This is a genomic window from Nostoc sp. (assembly GCF_036919815.1).
Classification (GTDB): Bacteria; Cyanobacteriota; Cyanobacteriia; order Cyanobacteriales; family Nostocaceae; genus Nostoc.
Genome location: NZ_JBALCE010000084.1, coordinates 54,947 through 79,321 on the forward strand (window position 1 = coordinate 54,947; position 24,375 = coordinate 79,321).

Below are 24,375 nucleotides of genomic sequence, written 5' to 3' on the forward strand. Positions count from 1 at the left end.
ATATAAAATTGATTCGGATTAAATTTCCATTTATTTAAAATAAAATATGTTTGCCAGAATCCGCCGTCTTTTGAGTCAATTTTTTAGTAAATCAAGGACAATCAACAACGAACCACTGAATAAAGTGAGTTTGATTGTCATTATTTTAATTGATATTTTTATCTTGATTAATGTTTTTACGGGACTGGATGATATAAGCAGATGGTATCTCAGCCCGAACATGGCTTATCCATGTTATTCAGAGTGGCAAGATTACCGGACAAAAACCACTAAAGATAAAGACTATGAAATTGTTAGACTTTCGTTCCCAAATAACCCGAAGTATCAACTCAGTTTTCAGCAAAATTATCAACAAGTCGAAGCAGGACATCTGGGTAAGGTTTCTAAAACTTGCTTGCAATATGCCGATTACAAAGATAAGATTAACAATCCTGAAAAGCAGCAAATCGTCAAAACTATTGATCAGAAACAAGCGAAAATCAGTAGGCTTGAAGAAGACGATCGCACTATTAAAGCCCAATATGACTCAACGCTTTTAGAAAAAATTGCCGGTCAGGATCGTCAACAATCAATTAATCAAGTCAGTGCTGAAAAAGCTAAACAGGCATTAGAACAAAATAATCGCCAAATTTCTACCCTTAAACAGGAAAATTATACTCTTAAAAATGAACTGCTTACCAAACCGGAAAGTATTAGTTTTATAGCCTTTCTTAAAGATGACAATCAATTCCGGGAAGTTGATAAAGGCTATCAAAAGGCGTTATTTTGGTATCCAAGTATCCAGCTTGGTTTTCAGTGCCTCTTTCTTCTCCCATTGATTCTCATTGCCTTATCAGTTCACAAATTTGCTCAAGGAAGAGGATATGGACTCATCTCGCTAATTAGCTGGCATTTGCTAGTTATCTTTTTTATCCCACTCATAATTAAAATATTTGAGTTCCTTCAAATAGGTGCAATATTTAAATTTATATTTGATATCATTAGCGTCATTTTTGTTGGTTTACTTTTCCTGATCAATTATGTTTATATCTTACTGATTCCAATTATTGGTTTTGGAATTATCCAGCTTTTTCAAAAATTTGTCTTTAATGCTAAACTCCAAGCAGCTAGCAGAGTTCAAAAATCATGCTGTGTCAATTGTGCCAAAAAAATTCGACATCTTGATACTTACTGTCCGCACTGCGGTTATTATCAGTACATTGAATGTCAAAACTGTCATAATCTTACTTATAAACATTTGTCGTATTGTAAACATTGTGGAACTTCTCAAGCTTCCAGCAATTTGTAATCAGTGGAGTCGTTTATCAGTATTTTTAACTTAGATATGGAAAAAACGAAAACAGCCAATAAAGAGAGTCAGTCGCCTCTTTCTTTTCTCAAAAACCTGTTGATTGCGCGTTGGCGATCGCTATTATTCCTCTTGATAGGTGTATATTTACCTTTGCAGGTCTTTGAAATCCTGACAGTGAAGGTATGGGAAAATCAAGCTGGCTTTCCGTGGGATGTGCCGATTCTGCTAGCAGTTCATTCTACAGCAAACCCAGAACTGGATGTTTTAGCCGTGACGCTAGCGAGAGTTGGGTTGCCTTGGACGGCCATACCGATTTTAGGTGCGATCGCACTCATATTACTACTTCAAAAACGCTGGCGATCGCTAGCTTATTTACTCACCGCCTCAGTCGGAAGTGTAATCATCAACCGCACAGCAAAGGAATTAATGCATAGAGTGCGTCCGCAATTGTGGCAGTCCATTGCACCTGAGTCTAGTTTTGCATTTCCCAGCGCTCATGCCATGACGAGTGTAACACTGGTAGCAATTTTGCTATTCTTAACTTGGGCTAGCTCTTGGCGCTGGTTGCTTCTGATCTTCGGCAGCTTATACATAATAGCTATTGCGTGGTGTCGTCTCTATCTGGGGGTTCATTTTCCTAGTGACATTCTCGCGGGTTGGATGGTTGCATTAGGTTGGACAATTGGTGTCAGTCTAATTATCAAACCGTATGAAACTAAAACCAAATCTGTAGATGGCGATCGCTGCGCCAACGTCTCTGGCGATCGCCCTGAAGATGAAACTACCTTACTACCTGAAGAAAGAAAGTTGATAACTGAGGAGTGATATTATGTCCGCTTAAAAACTTATTATTTAGGCTGACGCACAGACACGGAAACACGAAAAGATTTTAATGATAAATTGTCCTTCACTAATAAGATAGATTTACATATACAAATTATGGACACAAGATCGCGTTCATTTCTCCTCTTCATTAATAGGGCTAGTAGCGAAACGAATGGAAAATCTGTACTACCACAAAAGTGAGTGTCACAAATAATTTCATTGTTTTGGCAATCACATTGAAGCACGTTAAAGTGAGAAATTGGACTTAAGGATGGATTTATATGCGCTTGCCAATCGCAATTAGTGCCATTTTAGTGGCATCTTTGGGTTTGAATGCACCTGTAATGTCTCAACCTCCTATACAGGTAGCGCAAACACCAGGATTTACTAGTTTCGCCTTTGAACAATTTAAGATTAATTACCGATTATGGAGACTGCAAAGGATCCCTAACTATCGCTATGAATTCACTAGAAGTTGCTATTGTTTACCCAAAGCCACAGAACTAGTGATTATTGAAGTACGGAATGGTGTCACAACTTCTATCACTTCTAAAGAGACTGGTAAACCAGTAGATTCACAATTGTTTCAAAAATACAATACTATTCCTAAACTCTTTAATATCATTAGAAATGCGCTGATTCGGAAAGCGGCAAATCTGACTGTACAATACGATCCGATAATCGGCTACCCAACTCAAATTAATATTGATTATGATAGTCGAATAGCTGATGATGAAATCTTCTTCACAATTAAGAATCTGCAAAAAATCAACTAAATATATAGGACTAACCACTCAACATTACAAGCTAACTGGCGATACAAATCTTTAATCCCTCTCCTTAATAAGGAGAGAGACAGGTTTTGCTATGCAAAACCAGGGTGAGGTTTCTCAGGGGCAATGAGACTTAACCGTAAATTGCCTCATCAAAGACTTGTGTATACACCGTAGATTCCCTAATAGGGAAAGGGCTGGGGGGTTAGGTTTGAGTAAAAGTATTGAAATACACCCAAAAATAAATTACGAGCCTTGAAAAAGGTCATTAATTGAACTTATACTCTGTTTAATTTGTTCTGTCAGAGAAGTTCTTAATAAGTCAAGGGTTTCGGCTGAAAGATTGAGTAATCCCAAAGCATATAATAGGCTCGAAATACCGATAAATAGAGCCAAAAATCTCCCAAAGCAACCGGGATTAATTTCAATAAAACCTAATTTAGATTGCCCAATTACAGCAATCGTTATAAAAACAATTCCTGCTATTAAAAATGTGCTATTTGGAGTTAAATCTGTCATTTTTCTCTTAAGATGCCTCAGCCGAAATTTCCTATTTTTGAACTCCAATACTAAAGCTTTTGTTCATAGTGAGCGGTTTTTTGCTTTATATAAGATTCTCAAGGGCTAGAGATGAGTCGATGACGGAAATGTTCAACGTATCGACTCAAATCGCTGTTAACGATCATCTCATCAGCATTTTTAAAACCCCTAATAATATCATATATTGGTATTAAACTAAAAACGGACGCGCCAGAAAAAAGCTAGATATTGATTTAGCATCTACCTGTTCTCCTTCCAAAATAGCTTTCTCTAATTCTTCGGGAGTCAAAAACACAGTTTCGATATCTTCGTCTTTATCTTGTGGTGGCGGTGTCTCCAGCTTTGACAAATCTCGTGCTAGAAAAGCATAGATAATCTCATCAGAATAGCCAGGAGCTAGGAAAAATTCGCCTAGTTTGTCCCATTTTTGGGCACTATAGCCAGTTTCTTCGGCAATTTCACGCTGTATTGTCTCTAAAGGTTCTTCATTTGGTTCTACAGTTCCCGCCGGAAATTCTAATATCCGTCCCTGAATTGCAAAACGATACTGGCGCACGAGTACAAGTTTACCCTCTGGCGTCACCGGCACTGCTAAAGCACCACCAGGATGACGAATACATTCCCATTCTCCTTCCGATTTATTCGGCAAACGCAAGCGATTTACTTCAAAATCAAACTTGCGTCCTTTATAAAACAAGCGTTGCTTTAGCAGTTGTGCTAATTCTCTACCTAATGGCATAGTAAAATCTGATTATCTGTGAATACTGAGGTGAAATCAGCGTTCTTTTAGATTTAAGGATGGTATTTTTAATTGCCCATCCATAAATGTACCTCAGAACAGTCTACTTGGTTCAGCAGTTCTTTAATAACACACCGAGAAACTGGTTCTATCCAATCTGGGGCAATTTCTGCCAGTGGTACTAATACAAAAGCTCGATCGCGCATTCGTGGGTGGGGAATCTGGAGGTTTGGTGTATCCAAAATTAAGTCATCATATAATAACAAATCTAAATCCAGGGTTCGTGGCCCCCAGCGTTCCTGACGCACACGCCCAAATTGTTGCTCAATTCCTAACAAAATTTCTAATAACTGCTGGGGTAATATTTCTACCTGCAATGTGACGCAGCCATTTAGGTAATCTGGCTGTGGTGGTCCGACGGCTTTAGTTTGATACCAATTGGATCTGGCTTCTAAGAGAATACCTGGGGTTTGGGCTAAAGTCTCGATAGCTGCTTCTAAAATTGTCTGTGAATCGCCGATATTACTACCAAGGGAAAGGGCGCTTCGTCTGGACTTTGCTTCGGAGTAGCCAGGAGTAGGCATTGCACCCTCCTTAAGTAAGCTGTTTTCGGGCTGTCTTGGCGGATACTTTGCTGTACCTGTTGTATAAAATGTCAATAGTTTTTATCTTCCAAATATTTATCATAATTACAGTATTTTTACAAAATTAAATTCACTAAATCTAAAAAACATTATTTTATGGTGAATTTAGTTAATTATTTATAGGATATTATACTAACAGAATGGTAGTACCCTAACCCCAAAGTTGATTGATGGTGCGTTAGATAGTTTTTACTACTTTGAGCGAGGAACTGACGTGGGGAAGCTTACCTCCTGGTTCAAGCGAAGACCAACTAATTTGTGTGACTCTGGACAAGGAGGAACGAATGAGAGCAGCTAACCACCAACACATCTGGCGCAGGCGAGGCAGTTACCGAGCAAAATGAAAATTTTCCCATCTAGGATTAAGTCCAATCAGTCAACTGGCGGTAAACCACTCTATCGTCGCTTATGGTTTTGGGCAGGTTTGGGTGTAAGTGGTGGGATAGTTGCCTTGATCTACGGCATCAGTTTAATAGATCGGACTTTGCCGGATCAGGCGGAGTTGAATGCCGTGTTGAGAGAGCAAACACTGACCATCAAAGCTGCTGATGGCACCATATTAAAACAACAAGGTGAAGCGACCAGAGAACAGCTAAAGCTGGAACAAATACCAGATAATTTAAAAAAAGCTTTTATCGCCTCAGAAGATAGAAGATTTAAACAACATAATGGAGTTGATCCGCAAGGGATTGTCAGAGCGGGTTTGAGTAATTTGCGATCGCAAGGTGTGGTAGAAGGTGGTAGCACCATTACTCAACAGCTAACGCGGATTCTGTTTTTGAAACAAGAACAGACAATCTGGCGCAAACTCAAGGAAGTCCGCCTTGCCCAAAAAATGGAGCAAGTATTAACCAAAGATCAGATTTTAGAGCGTTACCTAAATCTGGTTTATTTGGGAGATGGAGCTTATGGTGTGGCAGATGCAGCCTGGGTATATTTCAGTAAATCACCAGATCAGCTTTCTTTAGCCCAAATGGCAACGATTGCTGGATTAGCTCCCGCCCCCAGCTTATATGCCCCAGACAAGAATCCAGTAGCGGCAAAACGGCGGCGCGACTTGGTATTGCAACGGATGCAAGAAGATGGAGTTATTACAGCAGAGCAAAGGCAGGCAGCGCTTCAGGAGCCACTCACCCTCAAAAGCAGTTTGCCTAAGCGAATGCAAGCAGAATCACCCTACTTTACCAGCTACATCCAAAAAGAATTGCCGAAGTACGTTTCCCCGGATGTGCTAAAAAGCGGAGGTCTAGTAGTGGAAACCACACTAAACCCAACTTGGCAGAAGGTGGCAGACGAGGCAGTAGCTAAAACACTGCGAAATCAAGGACGCTGGGAAAACTTTAAGCAAGCAGCAATGGTGGCCATTGACCCCCGGAACGGTGAAATTAAAGCAATGGTTGGGGGGAAAGACTTTGGTAATAACCAGTTTAATCACGTTACTCAGGCACAACGGCAGCCAGGATCGACATTTAAAGGGTTTGTCTATGCGACTGCGATCGCTAGCGGTAAAAGCCCCTACGATAGTTACGAGGATGCACCCTTTGTTGTAGACGGCTATGAACCGAAAAATTATAGTGAAAACTTCCACGGTTCAATGAACATCCGCGATGCCCTCACCCGCTCAGTTAATATTATTGCGGTAAAGGTGTTGATTGATGTGGGATTTACGCCAACGATTAAACTTGCCCATGATATGGGGATAAAATCTGAACTCAAGCCCACCTACTCGTTAGCACTCGGCTCGAATGAAGTGAATCTCCTGGAATTGACCAGCGCTTATGGCAGTTTTGCAACTCAAGGATTGCATACAGAGCCTCATGGTATTAGCCGGATCATCAACCGTCAAGGCAAAGTTATCTGGTCAGCTAATTTCAAGTCTCAACGCGCCCTTGACGCTGATAGTGCCGCCATCATGACTTGGATGCTACGCAACGTCGTCGAAGAGGGGACTGGTGCTGCTGCTCAATTAGGTAATAGACCGGTTGCTGGCAAAACCGGCACCTCCGATGAAGCCCGCGATTTATGGTTTATTGGCTACATTCCCCAGATGGTGACAGGAGTCTGGCTAGGTAACGATGATAACCACCCCACAGACGGCAGTAGTGGCAGTGCGGCTTACACTTGGCACGAATTTATGGAAAAAGCGGCAGAGGGGATGCCTGTAGAAAAGTTTCCTAAACGACCAAACTTAGAAGACCGTAAAGGCACCATTAAAGCCCAGGCCATCAAGCCTAAACAAATCCTGAATCGTTCTATTCACTCTGATGATGACTCAGAAGGGGAAAGTTCGAGAAATTCTAATTCTGAGGATAGCGGCTCATCCAAAAGACGTAGAAGCAGGAGGAGCTATTCTGAAGATGAACAGCAATCTGGTGATTCTACCCCAAGACGGAGAAGGCGCGATGCCTACGGCGGGCTACGCCTACGCAGCGAAGAATCAAGTTCCAGTAACTCCTCTTCAGAATCATCTACTCCACGGCGGCGAACTAGAAGAGTCGAATCTGATTCTCCCTCGCCTCAAAGAACTCGGCGAGAGTCGCCTCCGGCAAATAGTTCCGGTTCTTCAGGTTCTTCATCACCACAACCATCCTGGCGGGATAGGCTTAGACCTCCTCAGTAATAACAATTTCAAAATTCAAAATGACAATCAAGGTTCTGACTTTTCACGGTATCTGGAAAACCTCTCTCTAAATCTCTCTCCTAAAAGGAGAGAGACTTTGAATTTTCCCCCCTGCTCTTTCCCATGCAATATTAAGTTGCTCAAACTAAACTCCGGGGGGATGTTAGGTGATACGCTCATCTTATATATAGTGTATTTAATACTGTTGAATAATCTTGGAGAATATACTCATGGATTTATTGATGCAAGTAGCAGCACCAGCTATAGATGCTGCTCCTCATTTTCCCTTGGCTTTCACCTTGGTATATGTCGTTGGTTTTATTGCTGCTGTCACCATTGGTTCAATAGCTTGGTACAACTCGAAACGCCCCGCAGGTTGGGAAAGCAAAGAGCGTCCTGATTTTGTGCCGAAAGTTGATAAAGAAGAAACTCCGGGTCTAGGTGAACCGAAGTCAAAGTAGTGATGTTAGCGGATAGCTAGGGTTTAGCCCGTGCTGAGTTTAATAACCAAACTTAAAAATCATCTAAAGACGCGATTCTTCGCGTCTTGTCAACTCATAACTAAGTGTTAGTTTTGCACTTCAACCCAACGGCGGTAAAGCTTTTGAATTTGTTTAAGAAGCAAATTGTGATCTGATTGATCTGAGTCATTCGGCTTCGCTATATCCTGCAATTTGGTCAGGAGTCTGGCTTCTTCGACCGCAACTTCACCATCGCTATAAATTAAGCCACTGATGGCTTCAATCAGATTTTCGCAATCTTCAAGGCTGGGGCGATCGCCTAAATACTCCCGCACCCAGTCATAGCACTCTTTTGGCTCTACAGGAACTAATTCGTACAGCCAAGGCTTAATTTCTGGATCGTTAGCCAAACCCTTTGCTTGAGCTATTTCGCGCAGATATTGCCGTTCTTCTGGCTGGATTTTGCCATCAATCCAGGCTGCTCCAATCAGGATCTTAACTAAGTTTTTTACATTGGAAGGGGAAACCATTACTGACTCCTCTGGTAGATTCAGTCCTCCACAAAATCGTACAATCCCAAACAGTATTCACGCGGAATTATTGGTTTTTCTTAAGCGCACCATAAAAAAGCCATCCATATCCTGTCGATGGGGCCAAACTTTAAACCAACCTTGAGGCGTGGTATAAGCAGAATCAGCAAACTCAAGACCTTTGGGAGACTCAATTTGCCAATCAGGTGACTCAGCTAAAAATGCCGAAATCACTTGTTCATTTTCTGCTGGATGCAATGTACAGGTGGCATAAACTAGTACACCACCAAGCTTGACAAAAGTAGATGTATGTGTTAATAATTCCTTTTGCAGCACCGAAAGTTCCCGGACAGATTCTGGTGTCTGTCGCCAACGCGCATCAGCATGACGGTGCATGGTTCCCAAACCAGAACATGGAGCATCGAGTAATACGCGGTCTGCGGTGTTTTGAAATTGGCTAAAATGACGACTGTCGCCAGTGCAAATTTGAATAGATTGTAAATTCAGCCGTTGAGAATTTTCTTGAAGTTTGCGAAGACGAGAAGGAGTGCGATCGCAAGCCCAAATTTTCCCTTTATCTGCCATTAATTCAGCGATGTGGGTTGTTTTACCGCCTGGTGCAGCACAGGCATCAATTACCACCTCACCTGGTTGGGGGTCAAGTAAATGACCTACCAATTGAGCGCTACTATCTTGTACAGTCCACCAACCCTCTTTGAAACCCGGTAGTTTTTGAATTGACCCAGCACTACCAATCAATCGTAAAGCTTGGGGTAAATGAGGAACGCGTCTCACCAAAATACCAGCAGATTGTAAAGCCGCCTCAACTTCTTCAATTGAAGTGCAAAGTGGGTTGATTCGTAAGTCAATTGTTGGTGATTGGTTCATCCATTCACACAGTTGTTCTGTCTCGGTCAAACCCAATTGTTCTAACCAAACTTGAATCATCCAGTCAGGAAAGCTGTGTAAAATGCCCAAACGTTCCACCTGACTTTTCACCTCATCTGGAACTGAACCTAACCCCCCAACCCCCTTCCCTTGTAGGGAAGGGGGAGAATTCAAAGCCTCTCCCCTTTTAGGGGAGAGGTTTGGAGAGAGGTTTTCCAGATCCCGTGAAAAGTCAGAGGGTTCCACTGGGTTTTCTGGGAGTCGTAACGGATCTGTTTTTATCTTCTCTGCAAGGCGGATGTACTGGCGTAATAAACCGTTAACAAAACCTGTGAGTCCAGAAAAACCGTTTTCTTTAGCGAGTTGGACAGTGGTATTAACAGCAGCTGAAGCCGGAATACGCTCTTGATAGCGCAGTTGATAGAAGCCCAGATGTAAGATAGTGCGGAGGTCTTGTGGTTGTTGATCAGATTTCTTTTTAGCGAGTTGATCAATGAGAGTATCAAGAGTGCGCTGCCTTCTGACACTCCCATAAACCAATTCTGTCACCAAGCGGCGATCGCAATCAGCCAAATTAACTTTTTGCAGCACTCTATCTAGGGCAACATCAGCATAAGCGCCCTTGTGAACATCTCGCAAGGCGATAAAAGCTAGTTGACGGGGGTTTGTCATGGAAACAAGAATCAGGAGTCAGAAGGCTTTTGTATTCTAACTCCTGTACAGACGCGATTAATCGCGTCTCTAATTTCCTATCGAGTCAAATACGGGTCTACAGTGGCGATTTCAAACTCACACGCTCTAGAAACTTGTTCTGCTGGTAATTTTCCAAAGCTGATTAATGGTAAATAACTGTGGTTTGCTATCAGTTCTTTTGCTAATAAGAACCCAGTAATTGTCCAAGTTTGATATTTCCTAGCTTGTTTCCCAATCAGTCGCCCTTTCTTGCCATCGTAATATTCTGGCCATTCATCTGCAATCAGGCGTGGTCGAGCAACTTCAATAGCCTTTTGTGCCAGACTTGTTTTATTAGTTTTTACAGCCGCCGCAGCCAACATCCACATTAAAACTGGCCAACTACCAGCATTATGATACGACCAGGGTATATTTTTGGGGTCACATCCAGTTACAATTCTGTACTCTTCATTTTGCAAAGCTGGGAAACAAATTTTCATTGGCATATCTCCCACCAAGTCATCCCATCGTTCCTCAATCAGAGTCATAATCGCTTGTGACTGTTCTTCGGTGGCTAAGTCTGAAATGATTGCCATTAAATTTCCGAGTGAAAAGAAGCGAGTATCTAACTGCGACGGACCGACATTACCTGCTAGATAACCACCTTTTTTGGGCAGCCACTTATCTAATTCATAATAGGGAACAGAATCTACATATATGTTGAACAAATTAACAGCACCCTTGCCATATTCTTCACTTTTGAAGCGATAAATTGCATTCAAGCGATTAATATCTATCCAATAATGCTGGCGAATATGAGCGCATAAAAGAGGCAACCGATTATCAATCGCTTCAACAATATCGGAATTTCCTTGACAAATTAGCAGTTCACGAGATGCACGCAATGCTGTGTAAAAAAGAACTTGTAGTTCTAAAGGATGCCCATAAATGCCCATACGACGGTCAATCATACAAGCACCATCTGGAACCAACAGCGTTGGGTACATATCAAAACGATTCGCCAAGCAGATTTCCATGATTAACCTGATACCATTTTGGAATTCAGGTTTATAGGCTAGAGAAAAATCATCTGTAGCGACTACATAAGCACGTAACAAAATAATCCACCATAGGCAAGAATCTACGGGTGTAACTCTAGCGATCGCATGTTCACCAAAATCTGCTTCTAAATATTCTTGCCCATTTTCTGATACAACTTTAAAGCTAGCTGGGATTAATCCTCGTCCCGGCTTATATGCATCTAATGCTCTTTCTTTAGGCTGTAACTTTAAGGTTTCTTCTAAGAAATTGCGAACAATATCTGTTCTACCTTTGATTAGAAAAATTAGACCTGAAGAGACAAAATCCCGGACAAAGCACTGATCATAATTGAGTGCCTCTACAGATGCATCATAAGCGGCTACCGTCCCAACCGGGCGTCCTTGATAGTAGAGAATTGACTTTTCTAAAGCTAGCCACGCTTCTTCCACTTCTTTTAAATTTTCAGTAGTTTCCAATTCGTTTGGGTGCATCGCCAGAATAACTCCATAAGGGTTGTGAATTTGCGGTAGATGCGTCTTCATTTATTATTTTTGCTCCTCTCAGCATAGCAAAAACGATTCTTTGAATAGCAAATATAATTGAGAGAAACATTAATCAACTAACAATGAATAAACCTGCTGACAATTATGCAGCTTTATTGTTAATTAATTTGTTTATAATCGATTACTCTTTTGGTTAATTTTGTTGTTCTTCAACGCAAGCAGTAAGATGATTGTTCAAAACAGTCACACAAGATATATTTTTAGATTATTTATTATTCCCTTTCATGTCTGGAATCTTTGCTTTACCAAACAAAAACATATCTTCAGTACTGTTTAGGGTTTGCGTGAAGTTAAAACTGGTTGCAGTATATTTACTTGAGCAGGATTAGTTTTTGACACTAAGATGTCAGATTATTCCCCCATAATCTAATAATTTATAACTTTTTATCAGAATATGCAAGATGAATGCTTGAAAAATTTGAGATATCAATACTTCTGAAGAGTTATATATTTTACCCTAATGAGAGTAGCTTGTCATCGGAGATTGTCCTACCAGTTTAATTTAGTTGGTAACTTATTTATCAAAGTTAATATATTCCACAGTTTTATTGTGGCATCTGTGCTACCACTAATAAGAGTTTGACTGTTAAGACTGATGGCAAGTGTATTCACTGCTCCCAAATGTTTGGTGAGAATGTAGCGCTGTTGCCAAGTTTTGACATCCCAAAGCCTAATAGTTTGATCAGCGCTACCACTTGCAAGGATTTTACCATCGGGACTGATGGTAACAGACAAAACTGCATCTGAGTGTCCATTCAAGGTGAGTTTTATTGTTCCCGTGTTGCGTCCCCAAATTCTAATGGTCTTATCAGCAGCACCACTAGCAAGAATTGCCCCATCAGGACTGTAGGCTACCGAGTTAACAAAGCCATTATGACTGTAGGGAGAGTTTAAATAAAATAATGTCCGGTGAAATTTTCTTGTGTCAATCTGCCAATTGCTGATTTTGCAATCGACACTACCACTTGCGATTTGCTGTCCATCAGGGCTGATAGCAACAGATAAAACGGCCTCTGCTTGTCCAGAGAAGGTGTAAAGCCATTTTCCTGTTTTCAAGTTCCACAGATAAACTTGTCTGTCATCACTGCCACTAACCAAGGTAGTACCATCAGGACTGATTGCGATCGCATTAACTGCCCCTAAGTGACCCTTGAGTGCGCGTACACATCTCCAGGTTTCAGGTAGCCGGGTTATCAGAGATATTCTTTCTGCTTCAATATTGGGAGTAGAAGGTTTAGCGGTAACAAATTCTGATTTGTCATATAACAAAACCCCCTAAACCTTATAGATTTAGGGGGTTTCTTTAAAAAAGACAATCACAATTCAATTTCTATACGCCAGGGTCATAACTCGGTTATACGAGACATAGGATGTTCTGGTGTCTACGTAATATAATATAGCGAATATTATAAGAGTTGTCAATGCCTCAGCCTAAACTAACAGATGATGAGCTAAAAGATATTGTGATGAATTTTTCAGCCGCACGTATGAAACCATATCTTAGCGCTGCCAATAGTAATCACGGCGATGCCATCAGAATATGCCAGATCAATACTCAACTTTGCGAGGCACTGTATCCAAGTCTACATACTTTAGAGATTGCCCTACGTAATACAATCAGCAATGTATTATCAGTTAAACATGGGAATAATTGGTTATGTAACGGAAAAATTCAATTAGAGAGTTTCGACCAGGGCAGTGTTAATACTGCTCTTAAAAAATGCACTCATCATAACTTAAATCAATTAATTCCAGAACTCAGTTTTGGATTTTGGAAAAGCTTAATAGAGAAAAAATATTATGAAATTCCGATATGGCGTCCTTTTTGTAAACAAATATTCAAATATGCTAAATCCTCGGATCTAAATATTAAACAAATACGACCAAAAATAAAAAATATACATTGGTTACGTAACCGAACTTTTCACCATGAACCAATTTGGAATTACCTGCAACTGAATAATATACATAGTTATATTCATTGTTTTCTGAATTGGATTAATCCAAAAGTTAGTGCTTGGCTTAGAGAATATGACCGATTTCCACAAATATATCAAAGTACATCGACACTACTTAAACAAATGAAGGTTTATCGAAATAAAAATCTTCCGTATCTTCATTAAATTCACTAATTGGAAAATCTTTTTTTGTTGATTGTTTATTTCCAGAAAACATACCAAACCGCATTATCTGCTTTTGAGCTTGAGATTTTTTTGGTTCTATAAAAGTGACAATAACACGGCTTTCTGATACATTAGATGGTAATTCTGAGAGTTGTAAGCTGTCGTGCGTATAACTTGCATTTTTTATGGTTTGAAACCCTTGTTGCAACGATAACACTCTGGAAAATTAAAGACGCGACAGCTTATCTTGCCGTTCTTATATACTCCTTCAATAGATTGCAACATTAGTATTTACCAAATTTGTACTCAGATAAATTATAAAGTTAATCCTAAAAAGATGCCGATTTGCTTAAAAACATCAAATTTTTGGGCTGCACTGGCGCTAGGTGCTGGTGTGCATTACTTCCCCATGTTCCAGCTTATCAGCCAATACACGCAGAGCTAATGCTTGAACTCTAGCAACTGCTTCTTCTTGTGTCTGCCCATAAGCCAGTACACCAGGAAAACCAATCACTTCAGCTTATTGCGTCCATCCTCTTCTTTTTCAATCTATATCGTGAAGTTCATAGCCAGTAAAGGTATTGTAATAAAAGCGATTCCTGAATAAAACAAAAAATTTATATGACTTCAGTTGATTCTAGCAAGCACAAAAAAGCCAGAGCCTTAAAACCTACCAGCCGCCGCCCTGCGAAAGAACTCTGTAGCGAGTGCGGACTATGTGATACATACTATATTCACTATGTCAAGGAAGCCTGCGCTTTTATTAATCAGCAAATAGGCGAACTTGAAGCAGAAACGCATACGCGATCGCGCCATCTCGACAACCCTGATGAACTCTACTTTGGTGTTCACCAAGACATGATAGCAGCGCGGAAACAGCAACCAATCCAAGGCGCACAATGGACGGGAATTGTTAGCAGCATTGCCATTGAAATGCTCAATCGCGGCTTAGTTGAAGGTGTCGTCTGTGTGCAAAACACCAAAGAAGACCGCTTTCAACCCATGCCTATCATCGCCCGAACCCCAGAAGAAATACTAGCAGCACGGGTAAATAAACCTACACTTTCCCCGAACCTTTCCGTGTTGGAACAGATAGAAAAATCGGGGATGAAGCGGCTATTAGTAATTGGTGTTGGTTGCCAAATCCAGGCATTACGAGCTGTAGAAAAACAACTTGGCTTAGAAAAGCTGTATGTTTTGGGTACGCCCTGCGTAGATAATGTTAACCGCGCCGGGCTGCAAAAATTCTTAGAAACCACCAGCCGATCGCCTGATACAGTTGTGCATTACGAATTCATGCAAGACTTCCGGGTTCACTTCAAACATGAGGATGGCTCATCAGAAACAGTACCTTTCTTTGGCTTGAAAACAAACCAACTCAAAGATGTCTTTGCCCCATCCTGTATGAGTTGCTTTGATTACGTCAACTCTCTAGCAGATTTAGTCGTTGGCTACATGGGCGCACCCTTCGGCTGGCAGTGGATTGTAGTCAGAAATAACACAGGTAAGGAAATGCTGGATTTGGTCAAAGACCAGTTAGACACCCAGCCAGTAATGTCTAAAGGCAACCGTAAGGAAGCTGTACAGCAAAGCATTCCCGCTTACGATAAAGGCGTTACCCTCCCCATGTGGGCAGCAAAACTGATGGGTGTGGTGATCGAAAAAATCGGCCCCAAGGGTTTAGAATATGCGCGGTTTTCGATTGATTCTCACTTTACTCGGAATTATTTGTATGTAAAGCGGAATCATCCAGAGAAATTAGAAGCGCACGTTCCAGAGTTTGCCAAGCGTATTGTTGAGCAATATAAGTTACCAGAGTAGTGTTTCGCGTTTTTGTGAAATATATCTGAGCCTGCTTTTGCAGGCTTTTTTGTCTAGTGGCAAACTTAGATACTAAAAGTTTCTTGTAAATTAACAACAATCAGAAGCTGATTGTGACTGAATCATCCACACCAAAATACCTAAAATTGGCTCTACTGGGGGAATTAAATATTCAGTTAAATCAATAGTTACAGTGCTGTCCTCTAACTTTAGGAACGTCCACAAGTTACCACTAGTAACACTACCGTAGATAGTAGCAATCGGTTTTTCGTATTTAGAATTAAACCTTTGGGCAGCGATCATTTCAGCGATACATTGTCCTAAACCACCTTTGAGATTTTCCTTCTTGGCTTCCACTATCACCACTGCTGGGGCTTCAATAAATAACTGTTCTGGCGAAAGGCTAATCAGAAAGTCGCAAAATCCCGCCAAGCCAACTTCTGGTTCAACATTAAATTCTTCTCCAGAAAAAAAACTGATTTGTCTGTTGAGTATTTTTCGGACTTCAAACAATATTGGGCTGATAATCAATTCTGATCTAGCTTTCTCAGAACCCATTGCAATTGCTAGCTGGATACTTTCTGCTAAAAATTCAGCCAGCAGAGGACTAGGTGAGATTGATTCTATAGCAGGTAAAAATCGCCCACCTTCTACTAGAGTGAGATTAAAATCTTGTTTTACTTTTCTTAAAGAAAACTCTCTATAGGACATCAAGTGTTTACGAGTGACATCCCCTCTCCGCACTGCGAAGAGGGGCTGGGGGTGAGATTACGCTGGATAAATCCGCAATCTTCTATTTGGTTCTTCGCCAAAACTATGCGACTTGAGGCGATAATGTTCTACCAACTCATGTTGCATTTTGCGGACTTGGGGAGAACGCGGCAATAACTCGACTGGCTGTCCTTTCGGAATCACAATTTGCTCAACAGCAAGTCTGGCTTCTTCCAAGGCATCCATCTCATCATCGCTACCATTGTGCAAAAACAGTTGCAGTTCTAAGTCATCGGCCATCTCTGGATCGTCGATGTTCAGCAACCGCCGCAAACCACGGGTAATTTGGGGAATAGTGCTGGACTTAATCATGTGGATCGGTACATGACGGGCTTTGGCCATTTGGCGTAATTTGGCGTGGTTTTTGACGTGCGATCGCAGCGCTAAAATTGCATCTGCACTATCTATGTCTTTTGTCAATACCACGGGTAAAGTTAGCACGCTAATTACCTGTTCCAGTTGGTGGCGGCTAACCCCGTATGGGTAAACGTGCAGTGGCAAATCTTCACCATTCGGCCCTGGCTGTCTGGTAGCAGCATCCAAATCAATGCTCTCAGAATAATTGAAGGATTCATCCAGCAAACGGTCAAACTCACTGCGTCCAGTCACCCGCTCTACAGGCAATTGCGGCAGTGCTACCATTTGTCCAGATGAACGCCAGCCATTAGATCCATTAGACTGTCGTGTCGGTGGAAAAGATTCCTCCACTGTCGCTAGCTGTCCACCGCGACCGTTGACAACAGCTAACTGCCTTGAAACCGCAACTTTGCCGTGGTCATCAACGCTTCTTGTTTGTGGGGTAGGCTGACGCCCTCGCAACAGATTATCTACTGTGTCAGCAACACTTTCGTGTACTGTCCAACGCTGCCGTTCCAACATTTCCACAGCAATTTCAAAGGTAGGAGGGGCTTTACGCTCCAAAACAGTCTTTTGAGAGCCTCGCCGTCTCGCTTCATCGTCTCCCAGTGTCACAGCTTGGATACCGCCAACTAAATCAGCTAGGGTGGGGTTTTTAATCAGATTTTCGATCTGATTCCCGTGGGCAGTACCTACCAACTGTACACCCCGTTCCGCAATGGTACGAGCCGCTAAAGCTTCCAGTTCCGTGCCAATTTCATCAATAATGATCACTTCTGGCATATGGTTTTCCACTGCCTCAATCATCACCTGATGCTGTTGATTTGGATGAGCCACCTGCATCCGCCGAGCGCGACCAATGGCGGGGTGGGCAACATCACCATCCCCAGCGATTTCGTTGGAGGTGTCAATAATCACCACTCGCTTATGCAGATCATCCGCCAAAACACGGGCTATTTCCCGTAAAGCAGTAGTTTTACCCACACCTGGACGCCCCAGCATGAGAATCGATTTACCAGTTTCTACCAAATCACGGATCATCCCAATGGTTCCGAATACCGCCCGACCAACACGACAGGTCAAGCCAATAATCTTACCCGTGCGGTTGCGGATGGCGCTGATCCGATGCAAAGTTTGCTCAATTCCTGCCCGATTATCTCCGCCAAAGATTCCGACTCGTTGAATGCAATCATCTATCTGTTCTTGAGTAACGGGTACTTCGCTCAGATACTCCGCTTGATTAGGAAAGCGAGCCTCTGGGCGACGACCTAAATCCAAAACCACTTCTACTAAACTATCTCGTTTGGGATGACTCTCTAGTGCTTGTTGCAGGTCTTCGGGCAAAATGTCTAATAACTTTTGGAGATCGTCTGTAATCGTCATGCTTTCTATGGTGACGTTTTTAGAGATAGCGAGGACATTTGCGTGCAGGAGAGCCCGCCCTGAGTAATTTTCAAAGAACGAGCGATTAACGCTCCTGCTGTGATTTGATCTGGGAAACGAGAGAATGGGCAAGTTCTACAGCTTGCCAAAGTAATGTATCATCTTCTTCTAGGCTACCAGTCGCTTTAATATTGGTCTTACTTCCCTCCTTATTCTCTAACTGTTCGAGAATCGGTGACAGCAGTACACGGGCGTAGCTACCGTAGGCGACACCAGAGATGGAGCAGGGGGGGGACAAGGGAGAGGGGGGAGACAAGGGAGAAATTCCCCCTTGTCCTCCTTGTCCCCCTTGTCCTCCTCCCTTCAGCAGTCCCATCGCCTTTAACTTAGCAACGGTATAGCTATTAGTGCCGCCTGCTAACTGCACATATCCCGGTAACTTAGCTGCCAAAACTTTTTGCCCTAATTTCACCGCCGCTATTGTGGTACCATCGCCAATATCACCACTCATGGGACGACCGTCGGTTTGCCAAATTAAAGCACTCTTGAGTGGGGCAATCAGGTCATATACTGCTCTCAGGTAGTCAATCATCCCCTCGCCATCGGGACAGCTGATAGCTAGTAACTTTAGTTGATCAGCCCACGGTGAAATTGCTTGCCATAATTGCTCAAATTCTGCCAACCGCCCGACTTTTGTATGGATTTCTACGGCATCTATTCCCGTTGACATTACCAATGACGCGATCGCTCCCGGCGTTGACATATATGAATTTGTATAAATTATATCATATGGACAAACTGGTATACAACGACCGCAGCCGTAGCACTTTTGTGATAATACTCCCGAAAATTCTTCTTTTATACTGTTAAACACGATTGCTTGTGCCGGACAAATCCGTTCACATGGTCTAGGGCAGTCTGTAGGACACTCAGTAGGATTAAATTCTGCTTTCCGAAAATGAGGATCTTCTCCATCGTTCAGGCTGACCATCAAAAACGGTGAGTTGCCTTGGTAGTCAAAGCCTCGCTTTTGGGCATCCTTAGCAAGAGTTCTGGCTACTTGCAGCGCTGCTTGCGCCGATGCAATCACTGCTGGATCAGCTGCGACATCTATGCAGTCAGCGCCCGCCAAAGTATAGGCTAACGTTAAACTTCTGACTGCCGGCAAATGCTGGAAACTGGCTCCGCAGATCAGCTTGAACCAGTCACCTTGTTTGAGAGATTGTAAAGGGGCGAACAAATCAGTCACATTTCTATTATGCGTTTATGCGACTAAAAATAGTAGTGTGTAATCAAGAAAAAATCCGGATTTCCTAATTAAGGGACTTCCAAGTAAAAAAATAGCCAATTTTGGTAAGCATACTACTGGGCGATTTCATCTCAAACTCAAGAAGAATTAACACAAGCGATCGCTCCTACTGCTCAAAGGGAGTTTTTCCGTTATATTTCTTAATATAAACTTCATCTAAGTTGAGAACCGTAGTTTTTGCCCTCACCCTAAATCCCTCTCCCAGATATGGGAGAGGGACTTTGAAATTCTGGCTCCCCTTCTCCCATATCTGGGAGAAGGGGTTGGGGGATGAGGGCAAATCTTTTTTATCACCGAAGAACTACAGGTTTCAAAATAGACCTGGTTTAGTTATGAATATTCTCACTTACCTACTTATGGAAACGAGATGTTCTCACTTAAGGCTCAGGTTGCTCTATGGGAATTTCGATCACAAATTCTGCTCCTTTGCCAACAGATGAGGTACAGGTAATATTTCCTCGGTGTTTTTGCACGATAATCTGATGGCTAATGGATAATCCTAACCCACTACCTTTGCCTACAGGTTTTGTGGTAAAAAATGGGTCAAATAAACGCGAGCGCAACGACTCTTCTATACCAGTACCATTATCAGCGATCGCAATTTTGACCATATTCAAGTCTGTTACCTCTGTGTGAATCCGAATTTGGGGAGTAAAAGATTGATTCCCCAGTCCCTCTTCTATTGCATCAATAGCATTATTCAACAGATGCATAAATACTTGGTTTAGTTGACTCGGATAACAAGTGATTAAAGGCAAGTTACCATAATCCTTCACTATAACAATTGCGGGACGATCGGCTACTTCCCTGAGTCGATGTTGTAACATTACCAAAGTATTTTCGATGTCTTCATGAATATTTACCCGCTTCATCTCTGCTTCATCATGCCGAGAAAAGTGTTGTAACGCCAGTACAATTTCCCGAATGCGATCAGATCCTCTATACATTGCACCTATCAGGTTTTGCAGATCCTTAATTATAAAATTCAGGTCTATATCTTTGGCTAGTTGCTGAATTTTTGGTGTAGGTTTGGGATATTCCTGTTGATAGACCTCAATCAGATTAACTAGGTCTTGCACATATTCACCAGCATATTGGAGATTACCATAAATAAAACTGATCGGGTTATTAATTTCATGAGCAATTCCAGCCACTAACTGCCCCAGCGCCACCATTTTTTCATTTTGAATCTGTTGAACTTGGGCGGCTTTCAAATTGTCAAGAGCCTGTTGGAGTAAAAAGTTTTTTTCTTGCAGTTTAACTTGCAGCAAACGTAAATTAATCTGATTTTCAATTCGCAACACAACCTCTGCCCCATGAAAAGGTTTGGCAATATAATCTACACCACCAACATCAAAGGCTTTTACCTTATCGACAACATCATCCAGGGCGCTAATAAAAATTACTGGGACTTCAGAAGTTTTCTGATCAGCTTTTAGTTGTTGACAAACTTGATAGCCATCCATATCTGGCATATTGATATCCAGCAAAATCACATCGGGCAAAACCATTTGACACGCAGTCAGCGCCATTTTACCATTTAAGGCTTTGCGAACTTCAAAACCTTGTGCAGTCAACATCGCCGATAAAAGCCGCAAATTATCTGGGGTATCATCGACCACCAAAATATTTCTTTTCTGATGGTTAGGTTGATTAAAATCCATTATTATCAAAAGCTAGGCGTATAATTATTGAGGATAGTAAATGCTTCTTTGAAATCACCCCAAAATTTGTTGATCAATTTCACCAAAATACTTATTTTTAATTTTGAATTGTTAATGTGGAAATATGTCAACCTCATCGCCGAGTTGTAAAATTTTTCCGGCTGACGAAGGGGGTAATTGAGTATTGACACTCAATCTGTAAAAGTGATTAAAAGGCGATGAATCAACCCAATTTGGCAAAGTTCTTTGTCGCTGGGTTGCAAATATTTTTTGAAAGTTTGGGTAAGCTTTCCCTAAGTAAGAATCGCGTGTTGGCACTATACAACGCTGACATGGGTTAACCCCAAAAAAATCCACATCTCCCACTCGAAAGGAGACGAAATCACCTTGTTCACTAAATAGTTGATCTTCCCAAAATGCTGGTACACCAGCAATCTCGATGTTAGCACGCATTCGACGGCGCATTTCATCTACACTTAAACCCGGAAACCAAGAAGCTACTTCTGCCAACGTTGCCGTACTAATTACCGTTGGGCCAAGTGAAAATGTATCGTCAGGAAAACCCATCAGAGAGTTTTGTCCCAATGTGACAGCAAACTCCAAAAAATCACTCAAAGTTGCTTCTAATCCTTGCCGTTCCTCATCCAAATGAAAAATTTTTTGGAAGTCGCAGCCTGGGATTTGCAACGAGATAGTTCTATTTAAAAGTGCAAATTGCGCCCTTAGTAAATGAATTTTAGCATAACGCTTGCCATTGACAAATCTACCCTGTTCATCAATAATAGCAAACTCGCGGTCATGCTGTAGTGCGCCACTGGCAAGAACTCTAGCGTTCTCAACTTCAAGACCATCCAATGACTTAACTGGATACAATAAAATCTTGGCTAGGTAAGGCATCATCGCAATTTTGGATTTTAGACTTTCCTGCGGAACGCTACGTGTAGCTTGCTTCCCCGGAGGGGTACGGCTACGCTTCCGTCGAGCGAAGTCGAGATGCTCAGTCGAACGATTTTGGATTTTGGATTAAAGATTGGTGATTTAGCAGTCCCCAATCTTAAATCTAAAATTCTTTTGTTACTTATCCACCTTACTAATATTGTTAATTATGGATATATTGGTGATTTATCTATTCCGCCAATATGATTTAGAGGCCAGAAGCGAACTACAGCACGTCCAATAATATTCTGGCGGGGGACAAGACCCCAACAGCGGCCATCATAACTGTTGTTCCGATTGTCACCTAGTACTAAATATGAATCGGCTGGTATAGTCTGGAGTTTCGCCAAAAAAGGTGGCTGTGGCCCTGATTGGCAAACATCAATGACTGTGCTTTGCCCAGAACTGAGGTAATTGGATTCTGGAAGGGGTTTGTTGTTGATATAGACTTTGCCATCCTTAAGTTGTACTTTTTCTCCAGGTAAGCCAATTACACGTTTAATAAAAGCATCCTGGTATTGTTCTTTTTGTAGTTCTTGCGTAGGTGAAAATACTACAATATCTCCCCGCTCCGGGTTAGCAAATTTATATTTCAACTTATCGACAATGATTTTGTCTGCCTCCCACTGGTTTGGCGTACCATGCAAAGTCGGTTCCATCGATCCAGAAGGAATCCAGCGTGCTTCAGCAACAAAGGTACGAATTCCCAGAGCTAGAACAATGCTCAATACAATTGTTCTACCTAGCTCTGCGATCCAGGAATTATCAGGTTGTTGACTAGAATTGTTATCAGACACTTGATTATGCATGAAATTACTTAACTGAAGGAAAGATGTAGGTAATTAACTCGCCTAGTGAGACTTTATCTGTTAATCTTAACGGGAAAACTTTAATGGTTACTCCGATCGCAACTCAGTTTAACCTCAAAGCATAGTTCTCTGTAATACATAGCTCTTTGCCTGAACTTTAATTATCCCTATGTCATCTCCACAAATTCTCCTGATTCGCCGCGCTCGCATAATCTTACCCAATGGTGAACTGATGATTGGGGATGTGTTGACGCGCGATCGCCAAATCGTCGAAGTTGCGCCAGAAATCTCCCAAACAGCACTAGCCACTGAAGTTGACGCAGAAGGGTTAACTTTGTTGCCAGGAGTCATTGATCCGCAGGTACATTTCCGGGAACCGGGACTAGAACACAAGGAAGATTTATTTACCGCCAGTTGTGCCTGTGCTAAAGGCGGAGTTACTTCCTTTTTGGAAATGCCCAATACGCGCCCCCTGACAACGACACAGCAGGCTTTAGACGACAAACTAGAACGTGCCTCCCAGAAGTGCTTGGTTAATTATGGCTTTTTTATTGGAGCAACAGCAGAGAATTTACCAGATTTGCTTTTGGCAAAGCCAACACCGGGAATTAAGATTTTTATGGGGTCGATGCATGGTCAATTGCTGGTTGATGGGGAAACAGCACTCTCTGCGATATTTGCTAAAGGCGATCGCCTGATTGCCGTTCATGCCGAAGATCAAGCTAGAATTAACCAACGCCGCCAAGAATTTGCCAATATTCACGATCCAGCTGTTCACTCGCAAATTCAAGATAATCAAGCGGCTTTGCTTGCAACCCAATTGGCATTAAAACTTTCTCAAAAATATCAACGCCGTCTGCATATTCTGCATATGTCAACGGCTGAAGAAGCAGATTTGCTGCGTCAGAATAAACCTAGTTGGGTCACAGCAGAGGTGACACCACAGCATTTATTGTTGAATACTAGTGCTTATGAAACAATTGGTACCTTAGCACAGATGAATCCACCGTTGCGATCGGCCCATGATAACGAAGTTCTCTGGCAAGCTTTGCGCGATGGCGTGATTGATTTCATCGCTACAGATCACGCGCCGCACACCTTAGAAGAAAAAGCTCAAGAATATCCTAATAGTCCTTCGGGAATGCCTGGGGTGGAAACTTCCCTAGCTTTGATGTTAACTGCGGCGATGCAAGGACAGTGTACTGTGGCTCAAGTTGTTAACTGGATGTCGAAAGCTGTAGCTGTAGCTTATGGTATTCCCAATAAAGGAGCGATCACACCTGGTTACGATGCCGATTTAGTGCTTGTAGATTTAAACACATACCGTCCAGTCCGGCGCGAGGAACTTTTAACCAAATGCCGTTGGAGTCCCTTTGAAGGTTGGAACCTAACCGGCTGGGCTACAACCACCATTGTCGGCGGTGAGATAGTTTATGACAAAGGCCAGGTAAATACGCAAGTGCGGGGTCAAGCTTTAACTTTCTTATGAGTCGTGATCGAGAATCGACCTCAACTTTGGTTGTAGCAATCCAGTCTGAGCAAGTTGATTCATTGATTGAAAAATCCCCGTCTCGAAGAAGCGGGGAGTGTCAAAACAAATATTTATTTAAGCTTA

General features: G+C 42.0%; 22 protein-coding genes. 8 read left to right on the plus strand and 14 right to left on the minus strand.

Features of this window, described 5'->3' with window-relative positions:
• Window positions 1-46: 46 nt before the first annotated feature.
• From V7K15_RS19885 to V7K15_RS19895, 3 genes are all read left to right on the plus strand, one after another.
• The gene (locus tag V7K15_RS19885; RefSeq protein ID WP_334907951.1) at window positions 47-1,288 is read left to right on the plus strand and encodes a hypothetical protein; all 1,242 of its coding nucleotides are present in this window, start codon (window positions 47-49) and stop codon (window positions 1,286-1,288) included.
• Between the two features lie 36 nt (window positions 1,289-1,324).
• A complete protein-coding gene (locus tag V7K15_RS19890; RefSeq protein ID WP_334907953.1) occupies window positions 1,325-2,116 on the plus strand; it encodes a phosphatase PAP2 family protein in 792 nt (263 codons plus the stop codon).
• Between the two features lie 281 nt (window positions 2,117-2,397).
• Window positions 2,398-2,892: a DUF6174 domain-containing protein gene (locus V7K15_RS19895; protein ID WP_334907955.1), complete on the plus strand. Its 495-nt coding sequence runs from the start codon at window positions 2,398-2,400 to the stop codon at window positions 2,890-2,892.
• 243 nt (window positions 2,893-3,135) lie between these two features.
• On the opposite strand, the gene V7K15_RS19900 is transcribed toward V7K15_RS19895, so the two are convergent.
• The 3 genes from V7K15_RS19900 to folK form a co-directional block, all read right to left on the minus strand.
• Complete coding sequence (locus tag V7K15_RS19900) at window positions 3,136-3,408, minus strand: hypothetical protein (RefSeq protein ID WP_334907957.1); 273 nt, start codon at window positions 3,406-3,408, stop codon at window positions 3,136-3,138.
• A gap of 211 nt (window positions 3,409-3,619) precedes the next feature.
• Complete coding sequence (locus tag V7K15_RS19905) at window positions 3,620-4,168, minus strand: NUDIX hydrolase (protein WP_334907959.1); 549 nt, start codon at window positions 4,166-4,168, stop codon at window positions 3,620-3,622.
• Between the two features lie 68 nt (window positions 4,169-4,236).
• Window positions 4,237-4,752 (minus strand): 2-amino-4-hydroxy-6-hydroxymethyldihydropteridine diphosphokinase, encoded by a 516-nt coding sequence (gene folK, locus V7K15_RS19910; RefSeq protein WP_334908077.1) that lies wholly within the window; start codon window positions 4,750-4,752, stop codon window positions 4,237-4,239.
• A 400-nt stretch (window positions 4,753-5,152) separates the two neighbouring features.
• Between folK and V7K15_RS19915 the strand changes: the two genes are divergently transcribed.
• Both V7K15_RS19915 and psb35 read left to right on the plus strand, forming a co-directional pair.
• Complete coding sequence (locus V7K15_RS19915) at window positions 5,153-7,432, plus strand: transglycosylase domain-containing protein (protein ID WP_334907960.1); 2,280 nt, start codon at window positions 5,153-5,155, stop codon at window positions 7,430-7,432.
• Window positions 7,433-7,662: 230 nt separating this feature from the next.
• Window positions 7,663-7,893 (plus strand): photosystem II assembly protein Psb35, encoded by a 231-nt coding sequence (psb35, locus tag V7K15_RS19920; protein ID WP_334907962.1) that lies wholly within the window; start codon window positions 7,663-7,665, stop codon window positions 7,891-7,893.
• A 107-nt stretch (window positions 7,894-8,000) separates the two neighbouring features.
• On the opposite strand, the gene V7K15_RS19925 is transcribed toward psb35, so the two are convergent.
• The 4 genes from V7K15_RS19925 to V7K15_RS19940 all read right to left on the minus strand — a co-directional run bounded on the left by V7K15_RS19925 (window position 8,001) and on the right by V7K15_RS19940 (window position 12,856).
• Window positions 8,001-8,423: a tellurite resistance TerB family protein gene (locus tag V7K15_RS19925; protein WP_334907964.1), complete on the minus strand. Its 423-nt coding sequence runs from the start codon at window positions 8,421-8,423 to the stop codon at window positions 8,001-8,003.
• Window positions 8,424-8,480: 57 nt separating this feature from the next.
• On the minus strand, window positions 8,481-9,983 hold the full coding sequence (locus V7K15_RS19930; protein ID WP_334907966.1) for a 16S rRNA (cytosine(967)-C(5))-methyltransferase: 1,503 nt from the start codon (window positions 9,981-9,983) through the stop codon (window positions 8,481-8,483).
• 77 nt (window positions 9,984-10,060) lie between these two features.
• Complete coding sequence (locus tag V7K15_RS19935; protein ID WP_334908079.1) at window positions 10,061-11,515, minus strand: glycoside hydrolase 100 family protein; 1,455 nt, start codon at window positions 11,513-11,515, stop codon at window positions 10,061-10,063.
• Window positions 11,516-12,076: 561 nt separating this feature from the next.
• Window positions 12,077-12,856: a WD40 repeat domain-containing protein gene (locus V7K15_RS19940; protein WP_334907968.1), complete on the minus strand. Its 780-nt coding sequence runs from the start codon at window positions 12,854-12,856 to the stop codon at window positions 12,077-12,079.
• 152 nt (window positions 12,857-13,008) lie between these two features.
• Here V7K15_RS19940 and V7K15_RS19945 point away from each other — a divergent pair, with 152 nt between their 5' ends.
• On the plus strand, window positions 13,009-13,710 hold the full coding sequence (locus V7K15_RS19945) for an Abi family protein (protein ID WP_334907970.1): 702 nt from the start codon (window positions 13,009-13,011) through the stop codon (window positions 13,708-13,710).
• Between the two features lie 382 nt (window positions 13,711-14,092).
• Here V7K15_RS19945 and V7K15_RS19950 read toward each other — a convergent pair whose 3' ends face one another.
• Window positions 14,093-14,224 (minus strand): type II toxin-antitoxin system HicB family antitoxin, encoded by a 132-nt coding sequence (locus V7K15_RS19950; protein ID WP_334907972.1) that lies wholly within the window; start codon window positions 14,222-14,224, stop codon window positions 14,093-14,095.
• Window positions 14,225-14,331: 107 nt separating this feature from the next.
• Here V7K15_RS19950 and V7K15_RS19955 point away from each other — a divergent pair, with 107 nt between their 5' ends.
• The gene (locus V7K15_RS19955; protein WP_334907974.1) at window positions 14,332-15,531 is read left to right on the plus strand and encodes a Coenzyme F420 hydrogenase/dehydrogenase, beta subunit C-terminal domain; all 1,200 of its coding nucleotides are present in this window, start codon (window positions 14,332-14,334) and stop codon (window positions 15,529-15,531) included.
• 90 nt (window positions 15,532-15,621) lie between these two features.
• Here V7K15_RS19955 and V7K15_RS19960 read toward each other — a convergent pair whose 3' ends face one another.
• From V7K15_RS19960 to lepB, 6 genes are all read right to left on the minus strand, one after another.
• Complete coding sequence (locus V7K15_RS19960) at window positions 15,622-16,242, minus strand: hypothetical protein (protein WP_334907976.1); 621 nt, start codon at window positions 16,240-16,242, stop codon at window positions 15,622-15,624.
• Window positions 16,243-16,299: 57 nt separating this feature from the next.
• A complete protein-coding gene (locus V7K15_RS19965; RefSeq protein ID WP_334907978.1) occupies window positions 16,300-18,042 on the minus strand; it encodes a R3H domain-containing nucleic acid-binding protein in 1,743 nt (580 codons plus the stop codon).
• An 85-nt stretch (window positions 18,043-18,127) separates the two neighbouring features.
• The gene (gene ldpA / locus V7K15_RS19970; RefSeq protein WP_334907980.1) at window positions 18,128-19,291 is read right to left on the minus strand and encodes a circadian clock protein LdpA; all 1,164 of its coding nucleotides are present in this window, start codon (window positions 19,289-19,291) and stop codon (window positions 18,128-18,130) included.
• Window positions 19,292-19,728: 437 nt separating this feature from the next.
• A complete protein-coding gene (locus tag V7K15_RS19975; protein WP_334907982.1) occupies window positions 19,729-21,015 on the minus strand; it encodes a hybrid sensor histidine kinase/response regulator in 1,287 nt (428 codons plus the stop codon).
• Window positions 21,016-21,126: 111 nt separating this feature from the next.
• The gene (locus V7K15_RS19980; RefSeq protein ID WP_334908081.1) at window positions 21,127-21,912 is read right to left on the minus strand and encodes an MOSC domain-containing protein; all 786 of its coding nucleotides are present in this window, start codon (window positions 21,910-21,912) and stop codon (window positions 21,127-21,129) included.
• Window positions 21,913-22,118: 206 nt separating this feature from the next.
• Window positions 22,119-22,760 (minus strand): signal peptidase I, encoded by a 642-nt coding sequence (gene lepB, locus V7K15_RS19985; RefSeq protein WP_334907984.1) that lies wholly within the window; start codon window positions 22,758-22,760, stop codon window positions 22,119-22,121.
• Between the two features lie 169 nt (window positions 22,761-22,929).
• Between lepB and V7K15_RS19990 the strand changes: the two genes are divergently transcribed.
• Window positions 22,930-24,249: a dihydroorotase gene (locus V7K15_RS19990; protein ID WP_334907986.1), complete on the plus strand. Its 1,320-nt coding sequence runs from the start codon at window positions 22,930-22,932 to the stop codon at window positions 24,247-24,249.
• The last annotated feature ends 126 nt before the right edge of the window (window positions 24,250-24,375 follow it).

Coding starts and splice junctions, on each gene's coding strand:
- V7K15_RS19885 (WP_334907951.1), top strand. CDS start 47: ATGTTTGCCAGAATCCGCCGTCTTTTGAGTCAATTTTTTAGTAAATCA.
- V7K15_RS19890 (WP_334907953.1), top strand. CDS start 1,325: ATGGAAAAAACGAAAACAGCCAATAAAGAGAGTCAGTCGCCTCTTTCT.
- V7K15_RS19895 (WP_334907955.1), top strand. CDS start 2,398: ATGCGCTTGCCAATCGCAATTAGTGCCATTTTAGTGGCATCTTTGGGT.
- V7K15_RS19900 (WP_334907957.1), bottom strand. CDS start 3,408: ATGACAGATTTAACTCCAAATAGCACATTTTTAATAGCAGGAATTGTT.
- V7K15_RS19905 (WP_334907959.1), bottom strand. CDS start 4,168: ATGCCATTAGGTAGAGAATTAGCACAACTGCTAAAGCAACGCTTGTTT.
- folK (WP_334908077.1), bottom strand. CDS start 4,752: ATGCCTACTCCTGGCTACTCCGAAGCAAAGTCCAGACGAAGCGCCCTT.
- V7K15_RS19915 (WP_334907960.1), top strand. CDS start 5,153: ATGAAAATTTTCCCATCTAGGATTAAGTCCAATCAGTCAACTGGCGGT.
- psb35 (WP_334907962.1), top strand. CDS start 7,663: ATGGATTTATTGATGCAAGTAGCAGCACCAGCTATAGATGCTGCTCCT.
- V7K15_RS19925 (WP_334907964.1), bottom strand. CDS start 8,423: ATGGTTTCCCCTTCCAATGTAAAAAACTTAGTTAAGATCCTGATTGGA.
- V7K15_RS19930 (WP_334907966.1), bottom strand. CDS start 9,983: ATGACAAACCCCCGTCAACTAGCTTTTATCGCCTTGCGAGATGTTCAC.
- V7K15_RS19935 (WP_334908079.1), bottom strand. CDS start 11,515: ATGCACCCAAACGAATTGGAAACTACTGAAAATTTAAAAGAAGTGGAA.
- V7K15_RS19945 (WP_334907970.1), top strand. CDS start 13,009: ATGCCTCAGCCTAAACTAACAGATGATGAGCTAAAAGATATTGTGATG.
- V7K15_RS19955 (WP_334907974.1), top strand. CDS start 14,332: ATGACTTCAGTTGATTCTAGCAAGCACAAAAAAGCCAGAGCCTTAAAA.
- V7K15_RS19960 (WP_334907976.1), bottom strand. CDS start 16,242: ATGTCCTATAGAGAGTTTTCTTTAAGAAAAGTAAAACAAGATTTTAAT.
- V7K15_RS19965 (WP_334907978.1), bottom strand. CDS start 18,042: ATGACGATTACAGACGATCTCCAAAAGTTATTAGACATTTTGCCCGAA.
- V7K15_RS19975 (WP_334907982.1), bottom strand. CDS start 21,015: ATGGATTTTAATCAACCTAACCATCAGAAAAGAAATATTTTGGTGGTC.
- V7K15_RS19980 (WP_334908081.1), bottom strand. CDS start 21,912: ATGCCTTACCTAGCCAAGATTTTATTGTATCCAGTTAAGTCATTGGAT.
- lepB (WP_334907984.1), bottom strand. CDS start 22,760: ATGCATAATCAAGTGTCTGATAACAATTCTAGTCAACAACCTGATAAT.
- V7K15_RS19990 (WP_334907986.1), top strand. CDS start 22,930: ATGTCATCTCCACAAATTCTCCTGATTCGCCGCGCTCGCATAATCTTA.